Here is a 13,840-nt window from a genome sequence, read left to right as displayed (position 1 = left end):
CGCGTCGAGCCGCCGCGGGCCCGGCTCGCCCGCGGATCCGCCCGCGCCCGACGTGCCGTCACCCGACGCCCCGGCACCCCACGCCCCGGCATCGGACGACGCGGCGCCGGACGACGCGGCATCGGACGACGCGGCGCCGGACGACGCGGCGCCGGACGACGCGGTGGCGGGGGCGTCGAGGTCCGGGGAGGCGCCGTCGCCGTCGGCGGCCCCGAGGCCGGGCCCGGACGCGGCGGGGCGGTCCAGTTCGAGCGCGATGGACCAGACGCGGGACCAGGGCGCCGTCACGTCCCCCGCGCCGATGAACGGGTTGCCGCCCGAGTAGAGCGTGACGTTGCCGTGCTGCGCCGAGCGCACCCGGTCGATGACCAGCCGGACCCGCTCGCTGTAGGTGCGCGGCCCGGGTCCGGTCGCGCCGGGGCCGAGGTCGCGGGCGAGAGCGTAGAAGACGACCGCGAGGTGCGCGAACACGATCGTCGCGGTCACGAGGAACAGCAACACGATGGTCAGCACGGCGTGGTCCGTCTGCAGCGAGTCGAGGAAGCCGGTGTTCTGCTCGTGCTCGTAGCCGTCCAGGTTCTGCGCCCCGCTCAGCAGCCCGAACGTGACCACCGGCAGCAGGAGCACGGCCGCGAGCGCGCCGAGCGCCAGCCGCCACCGCCACCGGAGCCGCCGCCAGGGGACATGCAGCGTCAGCGTGACGAGGAGGTAGAGCGCGGCGACGGCCGGCACGAGCAGCCACGCGACGACGAACACGGCGATGATCGCGAGGTCGCGGACGAGCCGGAACCGGCGGGCGCGCACGGCGTGCAGGATCACCGGGCCGAGGTCGAAGCCGAAGGACGGCACGACGGCGCGGTGCTCGTCGTCCAGGAACTCGGCGATGACCCGGTCGCAGAGCCGCCGGTCCAGGTAGGCGGCGGCCGACAGGTAGCGGGTGGCGCTCTGCAGCGGCTGCCCGGACGGGTCGGCGGCCTCGGGCGCGTGGCGGAAGAAGGGCCGCGGGGCGGGCCGCGTGTGCCCGCCGGTGTCCTGGGGGCGGGTCCGGTCGTCGGTCTGCGGGTCCATGTGCCGCTCCCTCCGCGCGGGTGGGCGGGCCGGTGCGGAGAAAGAATCTAGCGACGTATGCGGGGTTCTGGTGAGATATCACCGGATCGTGATCGCATCGTCGTGGACGGCTCACCCGCCGTCGGCGCCGCCGGGCTCGGGCTCGGGCTCGCGGGACAGGAACGGCAGGCCGGCGGACGGGTCGGCGAACGGCTCGACGAAGCGTTCCGGCCAGCTCAGCACCGGTTCCAGCCACTCCTCGACGCGCATCGTCCGGGCGGCGTCCTCGATCTGCTCGTCCTCCGGGAGACCGATCGCGACGACCGCGAGGTCGGCGTAGAAGCCCGCGTGCTCGTCGTCGCCTTCCAGCGCGGTCGTGGCGAGGGGGCGGTTGCGGTCCAGTTCCATGGACAGCGGGTGGCGGCGAAGCGCGCGCAACCGGTGGCCGAACTTCGGCTGCGGCGGCTGCTTGAGACCGGGCAGCTGGTAGTCCAGCGGCGGAGCGGGGGCGTGCTTGTCGGGGACGCCCCCGCCGTAGGGGAACAGCCGGTCGAGTTCGTGCAGCCAGCGGACCTGCGGGATCACCCAGGTGGGGCCCGGCGCGGCACCGGAGGCGCCGCCGCCGAGGAGCTTCTGCGCGGCGCCGGCGGCGGCGGCGGTCAGGTCGGACGGCGGGTACACGGTCCGCAGCGCCCATGACCGGCGGGTCACGGCGCCTTCGAGGACGGTCGCGAGCGCGCACTCGCGGAGCCGGGGCGCCAGCCGCGACCAGGCCCGGCCCAGCTCCGGCGGGACGGCGGGCACGGGCCGGTTCACCACGTGCGCGAGGACGAGGGTGTCCGCCCACAGCCGCAGCCACGCCCAGTCCGGATGGCCCGCGACGAGGTCGGCCTCGCGCAGCTCGTAGAGGGTGCAGGCGCGCCCGGACCGGCACTCGCAGCCGCACGCCGCGGACCGGCGGCCGTCCACGGGAGGCGGCGGGCCGGGCAGCTCCGCCTCGCGTCCCTCGCCGAGCGGGACGCGGACGCGCAGCGGCCGGTCCATCCCGTCGGCGAACACCGCCGCGACGCCGGGGCGCAGCGACACCACCTCGCGGGACTGGTCGGCGTCCAGGTTCATCGCCGCGCCGACCTGGTGCCGGTCGTCGTGCGCGGGCAGCCGGTGCACGACCTTCAGCGCCGTGTTCTTGATCACGTCGGGGACGAGCTTGGTCGGGATCTGCTCGGCGACGATGATGCCCTCGCCGTACGCGCGGATCTCCGCGAGCATCCCGGCGAACAGCTCGACGGCGTGCGAGCTGCCGCGCTCGGGCCCGCGGTTGCGCAGCAGCCGGTGCGCCTCCTCGATGACGATGACGTGCCGCAGCGCCGGGCCGTCCGACCGGTCGCGGCGCCGCTCCCGCATCCGCAGGTGCTCGACGATCCGGATGATGAGCGTCCCCATGAGGAACGCCTTGTCCTCGTCGTTCGCGACGTCCTCGATGGCCAGGACGATGTTGTCGCGCAGCATCCCGCCGATGTCGGCCGGGTGGCCGCCCTCGAAGAACCGCCCGGCCGACCCGATCCGCAGCGAGCGGAGCCGGACGTCCACGAACCCCTGCACGTCGGCCATCAGCTCGCGGCCGTACCCGACGTCCTGGATGACCTGGAGCGCGGCGTTCTGCAGCTGCTCCAGCGTCGGCACGGCCGGCTCGATCAGCGAGCCGGGGACGCCCGCGCCGGTCACCACGTCCCAGCCGTTCGTCTCGTAGACGCGCTGCAGCGCCTGCGCCATGATCTGCGGGAACGGCTCCTCCGCGTCGAACGCGGCCTGGAACAGCGCGCGGACCATGTCGATGTGCGCCTGCACCGGGTAGCCCGGCTCGGGCGCGAGCGGGTTCACCGACAGCGGCACCGACGCCGGGTCGGACGGGTTCACCACCGTGACGGGGCCGCCGAGGTCCTCGATGCGGCCCGCCATCGCCGCGTACTCCGACTTCGCCGGCTCGATCGCCAGCCACGGCACGCCCGCGCGGGTCAGCTGCTCCAGCAGGTGCCGGACGGTCTGCGACTTGCCCGCGCCCGTCGCGCCCGTCACGAACACGTGCCGGTTGATCGTCGAGCGGGGGACGGTGAACGTGCCGACCTGCCGGTCCTGGCCGTCGAGGATCGCGCCCAGCTCGATCCGCGCCTCGGGCCGCCGGGCCGGCGCGTCGTCGGTCTCCGACGTCACGTCGAAGTACCCGGCGTCGAGGACGCGCAGGCCCGGCACCTCGCGGCGCGGCAGGCCCGCGAGGGCGGCGAGCGCGCCCGCCGTCGCGACGAACGGGAACCGCTGCTCCGGCTCGGCCCCGGGGCGCAGCGGCGCCGGCTCCGCGGCGGGCCGCAGCATCTCGTCGAACGTGCCGCTGCCGTGCCCCGAACGCAGCCGGTACGGATGGTGGCCGAGCTCCATCGAGCCGACGAGGACCGGCGCGATCTGCCCCAGCTCCGCCTGCGTCGCCGCGCCCGCGACGACCCGGACCTGCCAGAGCCCCGCCTCGCGGAACGCGTCCAGCTCGGCGAGCCGCTGGTCGGCGCGGGCGACGGCGAGCCGGGCCTGCTCGTCCTCGCCGCGCCGCAGCATCCGCAGCTCGTGGTGCAGCTCGCGCATCTCGGTGTCGATCAGCCGCTCGTCGCACGGCTCGGCGACCACGAACCAGGCGAACGGCCGCTCCATCAGCGTGACGAGCGTCGCCTCGAACAGGCCGGGACCGCCCCTGCCGCCGTCCGGCAGGGCGGGTCCGACCTGCGGGGCGAGGCGTCCGGGGCAGCGCGTCCAGGCCATCCGGGACGCCTGCCGCAGCCAGCCGTCGCCGACCCGGACGCCGCGGGCGCCGCTCGGGAACAGCAGCCCCTGCGCCTCACCGTCCGGTCCGGGCGCGCCGATCGGGCCCGCGTTGGTGATCAGCTCCAGCGGGGCGCCGCCGCCCGCCGACAGCCATCCGACGACGAACGGGCGGCTCCGCCGCGCCGCCGACAGCGCGGCGGGCAGCACGCTGACGAAGTCCCATTCGGCGGACGCGTTCCGCTGCGGGGCGGGGATCGCCTGGATCCGGTACCAGGGCCCCGGCAGCGCGACCGCCTCACCGCCCCACTCGCCGCCGGCACCGCCGCCCGCACCACCACCGGCACCGCGGCCCGCTCCGCCCATCCGGGGCGGCGGCGCGCCGGGCGGCATCCCCGCCCCCCGTCCGTACGGGGGCATACCGGGCGGCATGGAACCAGGGGGGAACGTCACCCGACCATCCTTCCCCGCGCCCCCGCACCGCGCCAGCGCACGTCAGCGAGAGCCCTTGTGGCGGCCGTTCGGTTTGAGGGGCGGGAAGCGGGTGCCGCCGCGCGGGAGGGCGTGGCGGGCGCGGGGCGCGGGCGGCTCCTCGTCGCGCACGGGTGCGGGGGACGGCGGCGCGTCGGCGGGCGCGGGCGCGTCGGCGGGCGCGTCCTGGGGCTCCTCGGCGGCGGCGCGTTCCAGGGCCTCCTGCTCGCGCAGGTACTCCTCGAACTCCATCGAGTGCGCGGTCGGCAGCGTGATGATGCCGGGGTTGGCGTCCACCAGCATGATGCGGCGGCCCGTCGTGCCGGAGTGGGTGAACACCATCGCGGTCGGCGGCAGCTCCTGCAGCTGCGGCGGCTCGATGAGCAGCTCCCGGAACCGCTGCTTCTCGGCGCCGCCCCCGGCGGTGACCGTCCGGCCCCACGCCGTCGCCGAGCTGATCCCCTCGACCAGCACGGAGTCGTCGGCGGCGGGCGCGGGCAGCGGCGACCAGACCGGGTCGGTGAGGCCGTCGCCGCGCGGCCGGGCGTAGGCGACGGTGCTGGCGTAGCTCTCCCCCGCCACGTCGAACAGCGTCTCGCCCGCCGAGTCGGTGATCTCCGCGACGAGCAGCGGCTGGTCGGTGCCGATGTGCTCGGCGGCGACGCGGGCGTCCTCGGGGTTGCCGAGCCGCATGAACCCGACCGCCGCGTGGCCCCGGCGGCCGAGGCGCTCGCGGACGTGCCGCGGGATCGACCGGTACATCAGGACGAGCCCCGTCCCGGTCGCCTCGCAGGCGTCGATGAGCCGGTCCAGGACGTCGCCGCGCAGCTTCTCGGCGCCGCACAGGAACAGCGTGTGGTCCCAGCGGCCGCCGGGCGGCGACTCGCGGATGCGGTGCGTCAGCGCCGTCGTCACGTAGGTGCCGAGGATCCGGTTGGTGAGGACGCCGGCGCGGCGGTCCATCGACACGACGTGCAGCCGGGACGGCGGCAGCCCCACCGGCTCCGTCGCGAGCTTCTCCAGCTTGCGCAGCTGCGCTTCGAGCGCCCACGCGCGGCGGACCACGATCCGGTCGGTGGCGTCCCGGCCGAACAGCGTCGCGACCCGCTCCAGCTGCTCGTCGGTGAGCAGGCCCTTGCGCAGGTCGTCGCGCGGGTCGCCGACCTGGGCGAGGACGCGCAGCGCCGCGGTGATCCGCGGGATCGTCGCGTCCGGCCCGAGGACCTCGATGAGCCGTTCCAGGATCGAGTTGTCGAACGACAGGTCGCGGGTGCCGCCCTCCTCCTCGCCGGCGCTCACCACCAGCGACAGCACGTCCGCGAGCGCCTCCGGGCTCAGCCCCCGCGACATGTCGAGGCGCGGCAGGTCGGCGGGCAGCACCCAGACGAGCGGGTCGTCGCCGCGGTCGGCGGCGAGCCGCAGCAGGTCGTGCGCGACGGCGCCCTCGGACAGGTCGATGACGGTGAGCCGGGCGCCGACGGCGAGCCGCGCCGCGCCCATCGTGGTGACGGCGGCGGACCATCCGGCGAGCGTCCCGCCGACCACGTCCACCCGGTCGACGCCGGGCGGGACCGCGACCGGGTACCACTCGCGCTGGCTCTCGTACGCGCGGTGCCGCCGCTCCCATTCGCGGCGGGCGTCGTCGTAGGCGCGCTGCGCGGCCTCCCGCTCCCGGGCGCGGCGGGCGTACTCGCGCCGGGCGCGCTCCCGCTCGTCGGCGAGCCGCTCCCGGACGGCCTGCTCGTCGCGCCACAGGGCGCCGCCGGTGATGGCGAGGACGACGCCGCACGCCAGCAGCGCCACGCCCGCGAACGCCCACGGCAGCAGCCCGGCGATGCCGCACGCCAGGAACAGCGCGACCCCGGCGAACGTGCCGCCGGTGGCGAGCCTCAGGGGGTGCGCGGCGAGGTGCTCGCCGGGACGCCGCGCGGGCGGCCCGGCCGGCGGCCGCTCGGCCGGCTCGGGCACGCCGGGGGGCGGGCCCGGGTCAGGGTGCACCTGCGCGTAGCGCCAGCCCACGTAGACGCGGTCGGCCTGTGTGAGCCGCGCCATCGCGGACCCGCTCGCCATGTCCGTCACGTCGTGAGACCCCTGGGAGTCGCGGAACGGGGGAAACGCCGGGGGGTTGGAGTTCAGTTGGTCGGTGGTGTCGGTGGTGTCGGTTCGCCTACACGGCAAGAGTAAAGAGCCTGCCGGGGTCGCGTGTCACGTTCACCGGAACAAGAACCCGGAAGTGCGACATGGACCGCCATTTCGGTCACGGGGTTCACCTGGGGTAAACATCGGACACCCCGCCCGCCCCCGGATTGGCCGCACCCGGCCACCCCAGGCCACTCCAGGCGACGGCCCCGGCCGGGCGGCGTCCGGCGCGGCTAGCCGGTCCCGGCCTTCAGCGACGCCTGCCGCGCCTGCCGGTCCTCGCGCCACAGCCGCCCCGCCTCCGCCGGGTCGCCGTCGAAGACGACCTTGCCCCGGCGCAGGGTCACGCCCCGGTCGCACAGCCGGGTGAGCATCTGGATGTCGTGCGCGACGATCACCATGGTCCGGCCCTCGCCGCGCAGCTCCCGGATCCGCCGCAGGCACTTCTCCCGGAACGGCGGGTCGCCGACGGCCAGCACCTCGTCGATGAGGAAGATGTCCGGCTCGGTGTGCGCCGCGATCGAGAACGCCAGCCGCATGAACATGCCGGACGAGTAGAACCGCACCTGGTTGTCCAGGAACCGCTCGACGCCGGAGAACTCCACGATCGCGTCGAACTTGCTCTTGATCTCCGCCTCGGACATGCCGAGGATCGCGCCGTTGAGGTAGACGTTCTCCCGGCCCGTCAGGTCCGGGTGCAGGCCCGCGCCGACGTCGATGAGCCCGGCGATCCGGCCGCGGACCCGCACCGAGCCGCGGTCCGGCCGCATCACCCCGGAGATCATCTTCAGCAGGGTGCTCTTGCCGGACCCGTTCAGCCCCATCAGCGCGACGGTCTCGCCCTGGTAGATGGTGAGGCTCACGTCGTCCAGCGCGTTGAAGCTCTCCGACAGGTCCTGGCGGCGCACGGCCCGGATCGTCATCTCCCGGATCGAGCGGGCGTGCCGCAGGGTGAACCGCTTGCTCACCGAGTCGATCACGATCGACTCGGGCGGCCGGTGCTGCTCCATCTGCTACAACTCCTGCGCGAATCGCTGCTGGGCCCGCGTGAACACCAGGACGCCGGCCACCAGCACCACCAGCGACGCCGCCAGCGCGACCCCGGCCCGCCCGTACAGGTGCGGCGGGAACTGGAAGAGCTTCGGCGTCGTCGGGTACCAGAACGCGCGCTGGAACAGGCTGACCGCCGACACCAGCGGGTTCGCCAGGTACAGGTCGAGCACCCAGCCGGGCGCCCGCTGCCGGACGTGCACCCACGGGTAGATCATCGGCACCGACCAGGTGATGACGATCATCAGGATGTCGACGACCTGCTCCAGGTCGCGGAAGAACACGTTCACGCCCGCGCACAGCAGCCCGAGGCCGAGGCCGAGGATCACGACGATCGCGAAGGCGAGGGCCGCGGCGGCGAGCCCCACCGGGTCGGGCCGCCAGCCGAAGGACAGCGCCCCCGCCAGCATGATCCCGAACCCCGGCAGGAAGTGCACCAGCGACACCAGCAGCGACGCCATCGGGAACAGCTCGCGTGGCAGGAACACCTTCTTGACCAGCGGCGCGTTGCCGGTGATGGAGCGGGTGCACGAGTGCAGCGTCTCGGTGAACAGGTTGATCAGCACCATCCCCGAGAACAGGTAGACCGGGAAGTGGTGGACCCGCTTGCTCATGCCGAGAAAGACCCCGACCACGAAGAAGTAGACCGAGAAGTGCACCGCCGGCCGGACGTAGGACCAGCCGAGCCCGAGCAGCGACCCCTTGTAGCGGGCCTTCAGCTCGCGGCGCACCAGCAGCCGGAGCAGGTACCGGTCCTTCAGGGCCCGCCGCAGCCCGCCGTCGGTACCGGGGGCGACCAGCGGCGGGAGTTCGGCGGGCGGCGCGGCGTGGCCTGCGCTCACCCGCGCGCCGATCCGGAGGCGTCGAACGTCTCCCGCCAGGCCTCGGGGGAGGCGAGCTGGTCCGCCGCGGCGCGGTAGCGCTCGGCGAGGGCGTCCCATTCGCGGGTCAGCCGGGCGTGCAGGACGCCGCTGCGCCGCAGCACCGACCGGAACCGCTTCGGGTCGCGCTGGTACCAGTGGACCTTCGTGCCGTCCGCCGACGACACCAGCGCGCTGTCGAACTTCGACAGCATGCCCCAGTGCTGGTCGATGTGCGGCACGGCGGCCTGCGGGTTGCGCAGCGCCTCCTCGTCCACCGGGCCGAGGTGCTTGATGGCGCTGGTCAGCGCCGTCTTGATCACCTTGGTGCGGCCCTTGGGCGGGGCGGGGTTGCGGCCGCGCTTGGGCGGCTTGCTGCGCCGCACCGTCGGGAACTCCTCGACGCTGCCCTTGGCCTGCGCGTCGGCGAACCCGGCGCGCACCGCCCGCACCTCGGAGATCTTGGTGACCATGCCGGCGTGCATGTGCGCCGGGCCGGTCAGCACGTCCTCCAGCGCCATGATCATCAGTTCGGCGGTGGAGTACTGCATCGCCAGGGCGTGCTTCACCGAGATGATGAAGCTCTCCTTGAGCAGGTTGCCGCCGTGCTCGTACGGGGAGTGCAGCAGCGCGGCGACCAGCCGGTTCCGCCAGTGGTAGTACGCCTGCCAGTCGACGCCGTCGTCCTTGTCCTGCCACGGGACGTGCCACGCCGCGACGCCGGGGAGCGACACGGTCGGGAAGCCCGCGGCCTGCGCCCGGATCCCGTACTCGGCGTCGTCCCACTTGATGAACATCGGCATCGACAGCCCGATCTTGCCGATGACCTCGACCGGGATGAGGCACATCCACCAGCCGTTGTAGTCGGCGTCGACGCGGCGGTGCAGCCACGGCGTCTCGCGCAGCGTGTTGCCCTCCTCCGCGAAGTCGTGCTCGCGCCAGGTGTGCGCGGCGGGGCCCCACCACCAGCGGTACCGCTCGATCGTCTCGCCGAAGGCGTGCAGCTGCCCGCGGACGTAGAGGTTGAACATGTGCCCGCCGACGATCGTCGGCGTCTTGGCGTGGTCGGCGAACGCGACCGCGCGCAGCACGCCCTCGGTCTCGGTCACCACGTCGTCGTCCAGCAGCAGGACGTAGTCGCTGCGACCGGCGCGGACCGTCTCGTCCATCGCCCGGGAGAACCCGCCGGAGCCGCCGAGGTTGCCCTGGTCGATGACGCGCAGCCGGCCGCCGAGCCCGTCGACGGCCGCGGCGAAGTCGGGGTGGTCCTCGATCCGGTCGGTGCCCTGGTCGACGACGAAGATCTCGTCGACGACGTCCAGCACCTCCGGGGCCTCGCCGAGCGCGAGGAGCTGCTCCACGCAGAACGCGGGCCGGTTGTAGGTGGTGATGCCGATGCTGACGGTGCCCTGCCGGGTCACCTCGGGCGCCGCCGCGCACCACTCGGCGCGCTCCAGCACCGCGGTGCGCTCGCCGGCGAGCACGTCGAACCAGTACCAGCCGCCGTCCACGAACGGCTGGAGCGGCAGGTCGAACGTGCGCTCCTCCGCCGTCTCGCAGTCCACCCGGACGGACGCGACGCGGTGCACGTGGCCCTTGGCGCTGGACCGGTAGACGATGACGGTGGCGTCGCCGCGCAGCCGGACCCGCAGGACGGCGTCGTCCACGTGCGTCCAGCGGCGCCAGTACCCGGCGGGGAAGGCGTTGAAGTACGTCGCGAACGACACCCGCTGCCCGACCGGGACGACGACCGCGCGGCGGCCCACGCTGTCGGCGCGCCCGGCGGCGCCCTCGGCGGCGGGGCGGTCGCCGATGCCGGCCTCGACCGCGGTCTCCTCGGCGAGGGCCTCCGCGCCCCGGACGATCTGCCCCTCCACGTACAGGGCGAGGACGTCCAGGTCGCGGCCGACCGGCAGGACGACGCGCTGCAGGGTGCGCAGCGTCGCCTCGCCGCCGTCGAATCGTGCTGTCACTCGTCCGCTCCTCCGCTGACCAGGCGGGCGCCCTCGGTGAAGTGCGGCCGCAACCGGTTGTCGACCATGCTGAGCGCGCTGGCGATCGCCATGTGCATGTCGAGGTACTTGTAGGTGCCGAGGCGGCCGCCGAACACGACGCCGTCCTCGTGCCGGGCGAGCTCGCGGTAGCGCAGCAGCCTGGCCCTGTCCTCGGGGGTGTTGATCGGGTAGTACGGCTCGTCGCCGCGGGCCGCGAACCGCGAGTACTCCCGCATGATCACCGTCTTGTCGCGCGGGTACCAGTCGCGCTCGGGGTGGAAGTGGCGGAACTCGTGGATGCGGGTGTAGGGGACGTCCTCGTCGGCGTAGTTCATGACGGGGGTGCCCTGGAAGTCGCCGGTCGGCCGGACCTCGGTCTCGAAGTCCAGCGTGCGCCAGCCGAGCTCGCCCTCGGCGAAGTCGAAGTAGCGGTCCAGCGGGCCGGTGTAGACGACGGGGACGCGTCCCGCGACGTCGCCGCGCATGTCGAAGAAGTCGGTGTTCAGCCGCACCTCGATGTTCGGGTGGTCGGCCATCCGCTCCAGCCAGGCCGTGTACCCGTCGACGGGCAGGCCCTCGTGGGCGTCGTTGAAGTAGCGGTTGTCGAACGTGTACCGCACGGGCAGCCGCGTGATGATCTCGGCGGGCAGGTCGCGGGGGTCGGTCTGCCACTGCTTCGCGGTGTAGCCGCGCACGAACGCCTCGTAGAGCGGGCGCCCGATCAGCGAGATCGCCTTCTCCTCCAGGTTGCGGGGCTCGGCGCCGCCGGCGAGGCCGGCCTGCCCGGCGATCAGCTCGCGCGCCTCGTCCGGGGACATGACGCGGCCGAAGTACTCGCAGACCGTGCCGAGGTTGATCGGCATCGGGTAGACGCGGCCCTTGAAGGTCGAGTAGACGCGGTGCTGGTAGCCGGTGAACTTCGTGAACCGGTTGACGTAGTCCCACACCCGCTCGTTGGAGGTGTGGAAGAGGTGCGCGCCGTACCGGTGGATCTCGATGCCGGTCTCCGGCTCGGGCTCGCTGTAGGCGTTGCCGCCGATGTGGTCGCGGCGGTCCAGGACGAGCACGCGCAGTCCGAGTTCGGTCGCGCAGCGTTCGGCCACGGTGAGCCCGAAGAACCCCGTGCCGACGACGACAAGATCAACGTTCACTGGAGGACGTCCATCTCCATGCGGGGGACGGGCAGGGATGGGGCCGGAAGCCCTGAGGACAAACTGCGCCAATGGTGCAGATGCACGGCTAAGATACCCGCTGTTCCATCAGCGGACGTACAAGTAGTCAAGGAATGCGGTGGCGGCACCTTCACCGGGCGCGCCCGCGCGCTCGCCGCGTCCCGTGGTGTACCTCCACGTGGGAGCGGCCAAGAGCGGGACCACGTATCTGCAGAACATCCTGTGGCACAACCGCGAGCGCCTGCGCGAGGCCGGGTTCCTCTACCCCGGCTACGACGACGCCGAGCACGTCCGCGCCGCGTTCGACCTCCGCCAGGCGTTCTTCGGCACCGCGTCCGACCCGCTCATCGACGGCGCCTGGACGCGGCTGGTCGAGGAGGCCCGCGGCTGGAGCGGCACCACGATCATCTCGCAGGAGCTGTTCGCCCCCGCGTTCCGCGCGCACGTCGAGCGCGCCCTCGCCGACCTCGACTTCGCCGAGGTGCACGTCGTCTTCACCGTCCGCGACCTCGCCCGGCAGATCCCCGCGCACTGGCAGGAGGACGTCAAGAACCGCTGGACCACCACGTTCGCCCAGTTCATGGCGGCGCTGCGCCGCCCGGACTGGCGGGCGTCCAAGGTCGCCCGGCTGTTCTGGGGACTGCAGGACCCGGTCGAGATCCTCGCCCGCTGGGGCGAGCACCTGCCGCCCGAGCACGTCCACGTGGTGACGCTCCCGCGCCCCGGCGCCCCCCGCGACCTGCTGTGGCAGCGGTTCTGCCGGGCGCTCGGCCTTCCCCCGGACGCCTGCGACCCGAACGCCGGGTTCGCCAACCCCTCGCTCGGGCTTCCGGAGACGCAGCTGCTGCTCCGCCTGAACCGGGCCCTCGACCGCGAGAGCGCCGACTGGCACTTCTACAACGAGGAGATGAAGCACCACCTCGCGCAGGACGTGCTGACCAGGCGGGAGACCACCACCCGCATCCCGCTGCCCGCCGAGGACCACGCGTGGGCCGTGGAACGCGCCGAGCGGATGGTCGAGGCGCTGTCCGGCACCGGCTACGACATCATCGGCGACCTGGACGAGCTGGTGCCGGCGCCCGCCCCCGCGGACGGCCGGCGGCACCCCGACGACCCCTGCTGGGCGGACATCACCGACGCGAGCGGCGACGCCGTCGCGGCGGTGCTGCGCCGGATCGACGAGTGCGAGGCGGAGATCGCGCGGCTCCCCGACGCCGGGCTCGGCACGCCCGAGCTGCTCGACCTGCTCGTCGCCGACTCCGGCGCGCTGCGCGAGCGCGTCGACGCCCTCGTGGACGGAACGGTCCCGGTGGTGAAGCGCGCCGTCCGGACCCTGAGCGAGCGCCACGCCGTGGTCGCCCGCTTCCGCGAGGCGTACTGGCAGGTGCAAGAGGAACGCAGGCAGGCCGCCGCCGGGGGGACCGGCGCCGGAGAGACGACCACGAGGTGACCGACGCATGACCCCACCGGAGGCCGCCAAGGCCGTCTACCTCCACGTCGGCGCGCCGACGGCGGGCGGGGCGTTCCTGCAGCGCGTGTTCTGGGAGAACCAGCGGCGCCTCGGCGCGGCCGGCGTCCGCTACCCCGTCACCGGGCCGCTGGAGCACTTCGGCGCCGTGATGGACCTGCGCGAGATGACCTGGGGCGGGCACCGCGACCCCGCCTGGGACGGGGCCTGGAACCGCGTCGCCAAGCGCGCCCGCGAATGGCACGGGGACCGCGTCGTGCTGTCGCAGGAGCTGCTGGGCGGCGCCACCGAGGAGCAGGCGAAGCGGGCGGTGGAGTCGTTCGGCGACGCGGACGTGCACGTCGTGTTCGCCACCCGCGACCTCGGCACCCAGCTCGTCCTCGACTGGCAGGAGCAGATCCGGCACACCCACACCATCCCGTTCGGGCAGTTCGTCGGCGACCTCATCGAGCACGGCATCGACGCGCCCGAGCCGTTCGGCGAGATGTTCTGGGGGCTGCACGACCCCGTCCGGGTGCTGCGGACGTGGGAGGCGGCGGTCCCCCGCGAGCGGATCCACGTCGTCACCCTCCCGGCGCCGGGCGAGCGGCCCGGGCTGCTGTGGAGCCGGTTCTGCGAGGTCGCCGGCATCGACCCGGACGCGTGCGAGACGGCCGGCGTCCCCGAGGGCGAGCCGCTGTCGGTGCTGGAGGCCGAGCTGCTGCGCCGGCTCAACGTCCGGCTCGCGCCGGCGCTCGGCGGCGACTACGAGCGGATCGTCGGCGCCCACCTCACCGGCGGCGCCTTCGCCGCGGCCGCCGAGCCGGGCGGGCGGGCGCCGATGGGCCTACCGCC

The 13,840-nt window shown here is 74.0% G+C and carries 8 protein-coding genes and 1 pseudogene; 2 read left to right on the top strand and 7 right to left on the bottom strand.

Features of this window, described 5'->3' with window-relative positions:
* From ABZ914_RS32515 to glf, 7 genes and pseudogenes are all read right to left on the bottom strand, one after another.
* Positions 1 to 1,068, bottom strand: a pseudogene (locus ABZ914_RS32515) (hypothetical protein); the annotation flags it as partial.
* Positions 1,069 to 1,179: 111 nt separating this feature from the next.
* A complete protein-coding gene (locus ABZ914_RS32510) occupies positions 1,180 to 4,305 on the bottom strand; it encodes an ATP-binding protein (RefSeq protein ID WP_500197914.1) in 3,126 nt (1,041 codons plus the stop codon).
* Positions 4,306 to 4,347: 42 nt separating this feature from the next.
* Entirely contained in the window at positions 4,348 to 6,393 is a 2,046-nt protein-coding gene (locus ABZ914_RS32505; protein ID WP_241756407.1) for a hypothetical protein, read from the bottom strand.
* A 302-nt stretch (positions 6,394 to 6,695) separates the two neighbouring features.
* Complete coding sequence (locus ABZ914_RS32500; protein ID WP_190866635.1) at positions 6,696 to 7,472, bottom strand: ABC transporter ATP-binding protein; 777 nt, start codon at positions 7,470 to 7,472, stop codon at positions 6,696 to 6,698.
* Positions 7,473 to 7,475: 3 nt separating this feature from the next.
* The gene (locus ABZ914_RS32495) at positions 7,476 to 8,354 is read right to left on the bottom strand and encodes an ABC transporter permease (protein ID WP_190866633.1); all 879 of its coding nucleotides are present in this window, start codon (positions 8,352 to 8,354) and stop codon (positions 7,476 to 7,478) included.
* Positions 8,351 to 10,345: a glycosyltransferase gene (locus ABZ914_RS32490; protein WP_500197912.1), complete on the bottom strand. Its 1,995-nt coding sequence runs from the start codon at positions 10,343 to 10,345 to the stop codon at positions 8,351 to 8,353. Before ABZ914_RS32490 ends, ABZ914_RS32495 begins: the two co-directional genes overlap by 4 nt.
* Positions 10,342 to 11,517, bottom strand: a complete 1,176-nt coding sequence (gene glf, locus ABZ914_RS32485; protein WP_500197911.1) for a UDP-galactopyranose mutase — start codon at positions 11,515 to 11,517, stop codon at positions 10,342 to 10,344. Before glf ends, ABZ914_RS32490 begins: the two co-directional genes overlap by 4 nt.
* A 139-nt stretch (positions 11,518 to 11,656) precedes the next feature.
* Here glf and ABZ914_RS32480 point away from each other — a divergent pair, with 139 nt between their 5' ends.
* Both ABZ914_RS32480 and ABZ914_RS32475 read left to right on the top strand, forming a co-directional pair.
* Complete coding sequence (locus ABZ914_RS32480) at positions 11,657 to 12,988, top strand: hypothetical protein (RefSeq protein ID WP_500197910.1); 1,332 nt, start codon at positions 11,657 to 11,659, stop codon at positions 12,986 to 12,988.
* A 7-nt stretch (positions 12,989 to 12,995) separates the two neighbouring features.
* Positions 12,996 to 13,840, top strand: an 845-nt coding sequence (locus ABZ914_RS32475; RefSeq protein WP_500197908.1) for a hypothetical protein, incomplete at its 3' end; no start/stop codon positions are given.

Source organism: Spirillospora sp. NPDC046719 (genome assembly GCF_040645715.1).
GTDB lineage: Bacteria > Actinomycetota > Actinomycetes > Streptosporangiales > Streptosporangiaceae > Spirillospora.
The sequence above is the reverse complement of the archived record's forward strand: the minus strand, read 5'-3'. Positions and strand labels throughout refer to the sequence as shown.

Bases quoted from the DNA above. Each gene is read 5' to 3' on its own strand.
- ABZ914_RS32505 (WP_241756407.1), bottom strand. From the start codon at position 6,393: ATGGCGAGCGGGTCCGCGATGGCGCGGCTCACACAGGCCGACCGCGTC.
- ABZ914_RS32500 (WP_190866635.1), bottom strand. From the start codon at position 7,472: ATGGAGCAGCACCGGCCGCCCGAGTCGATCGTGATCGACTCGGTGAGC.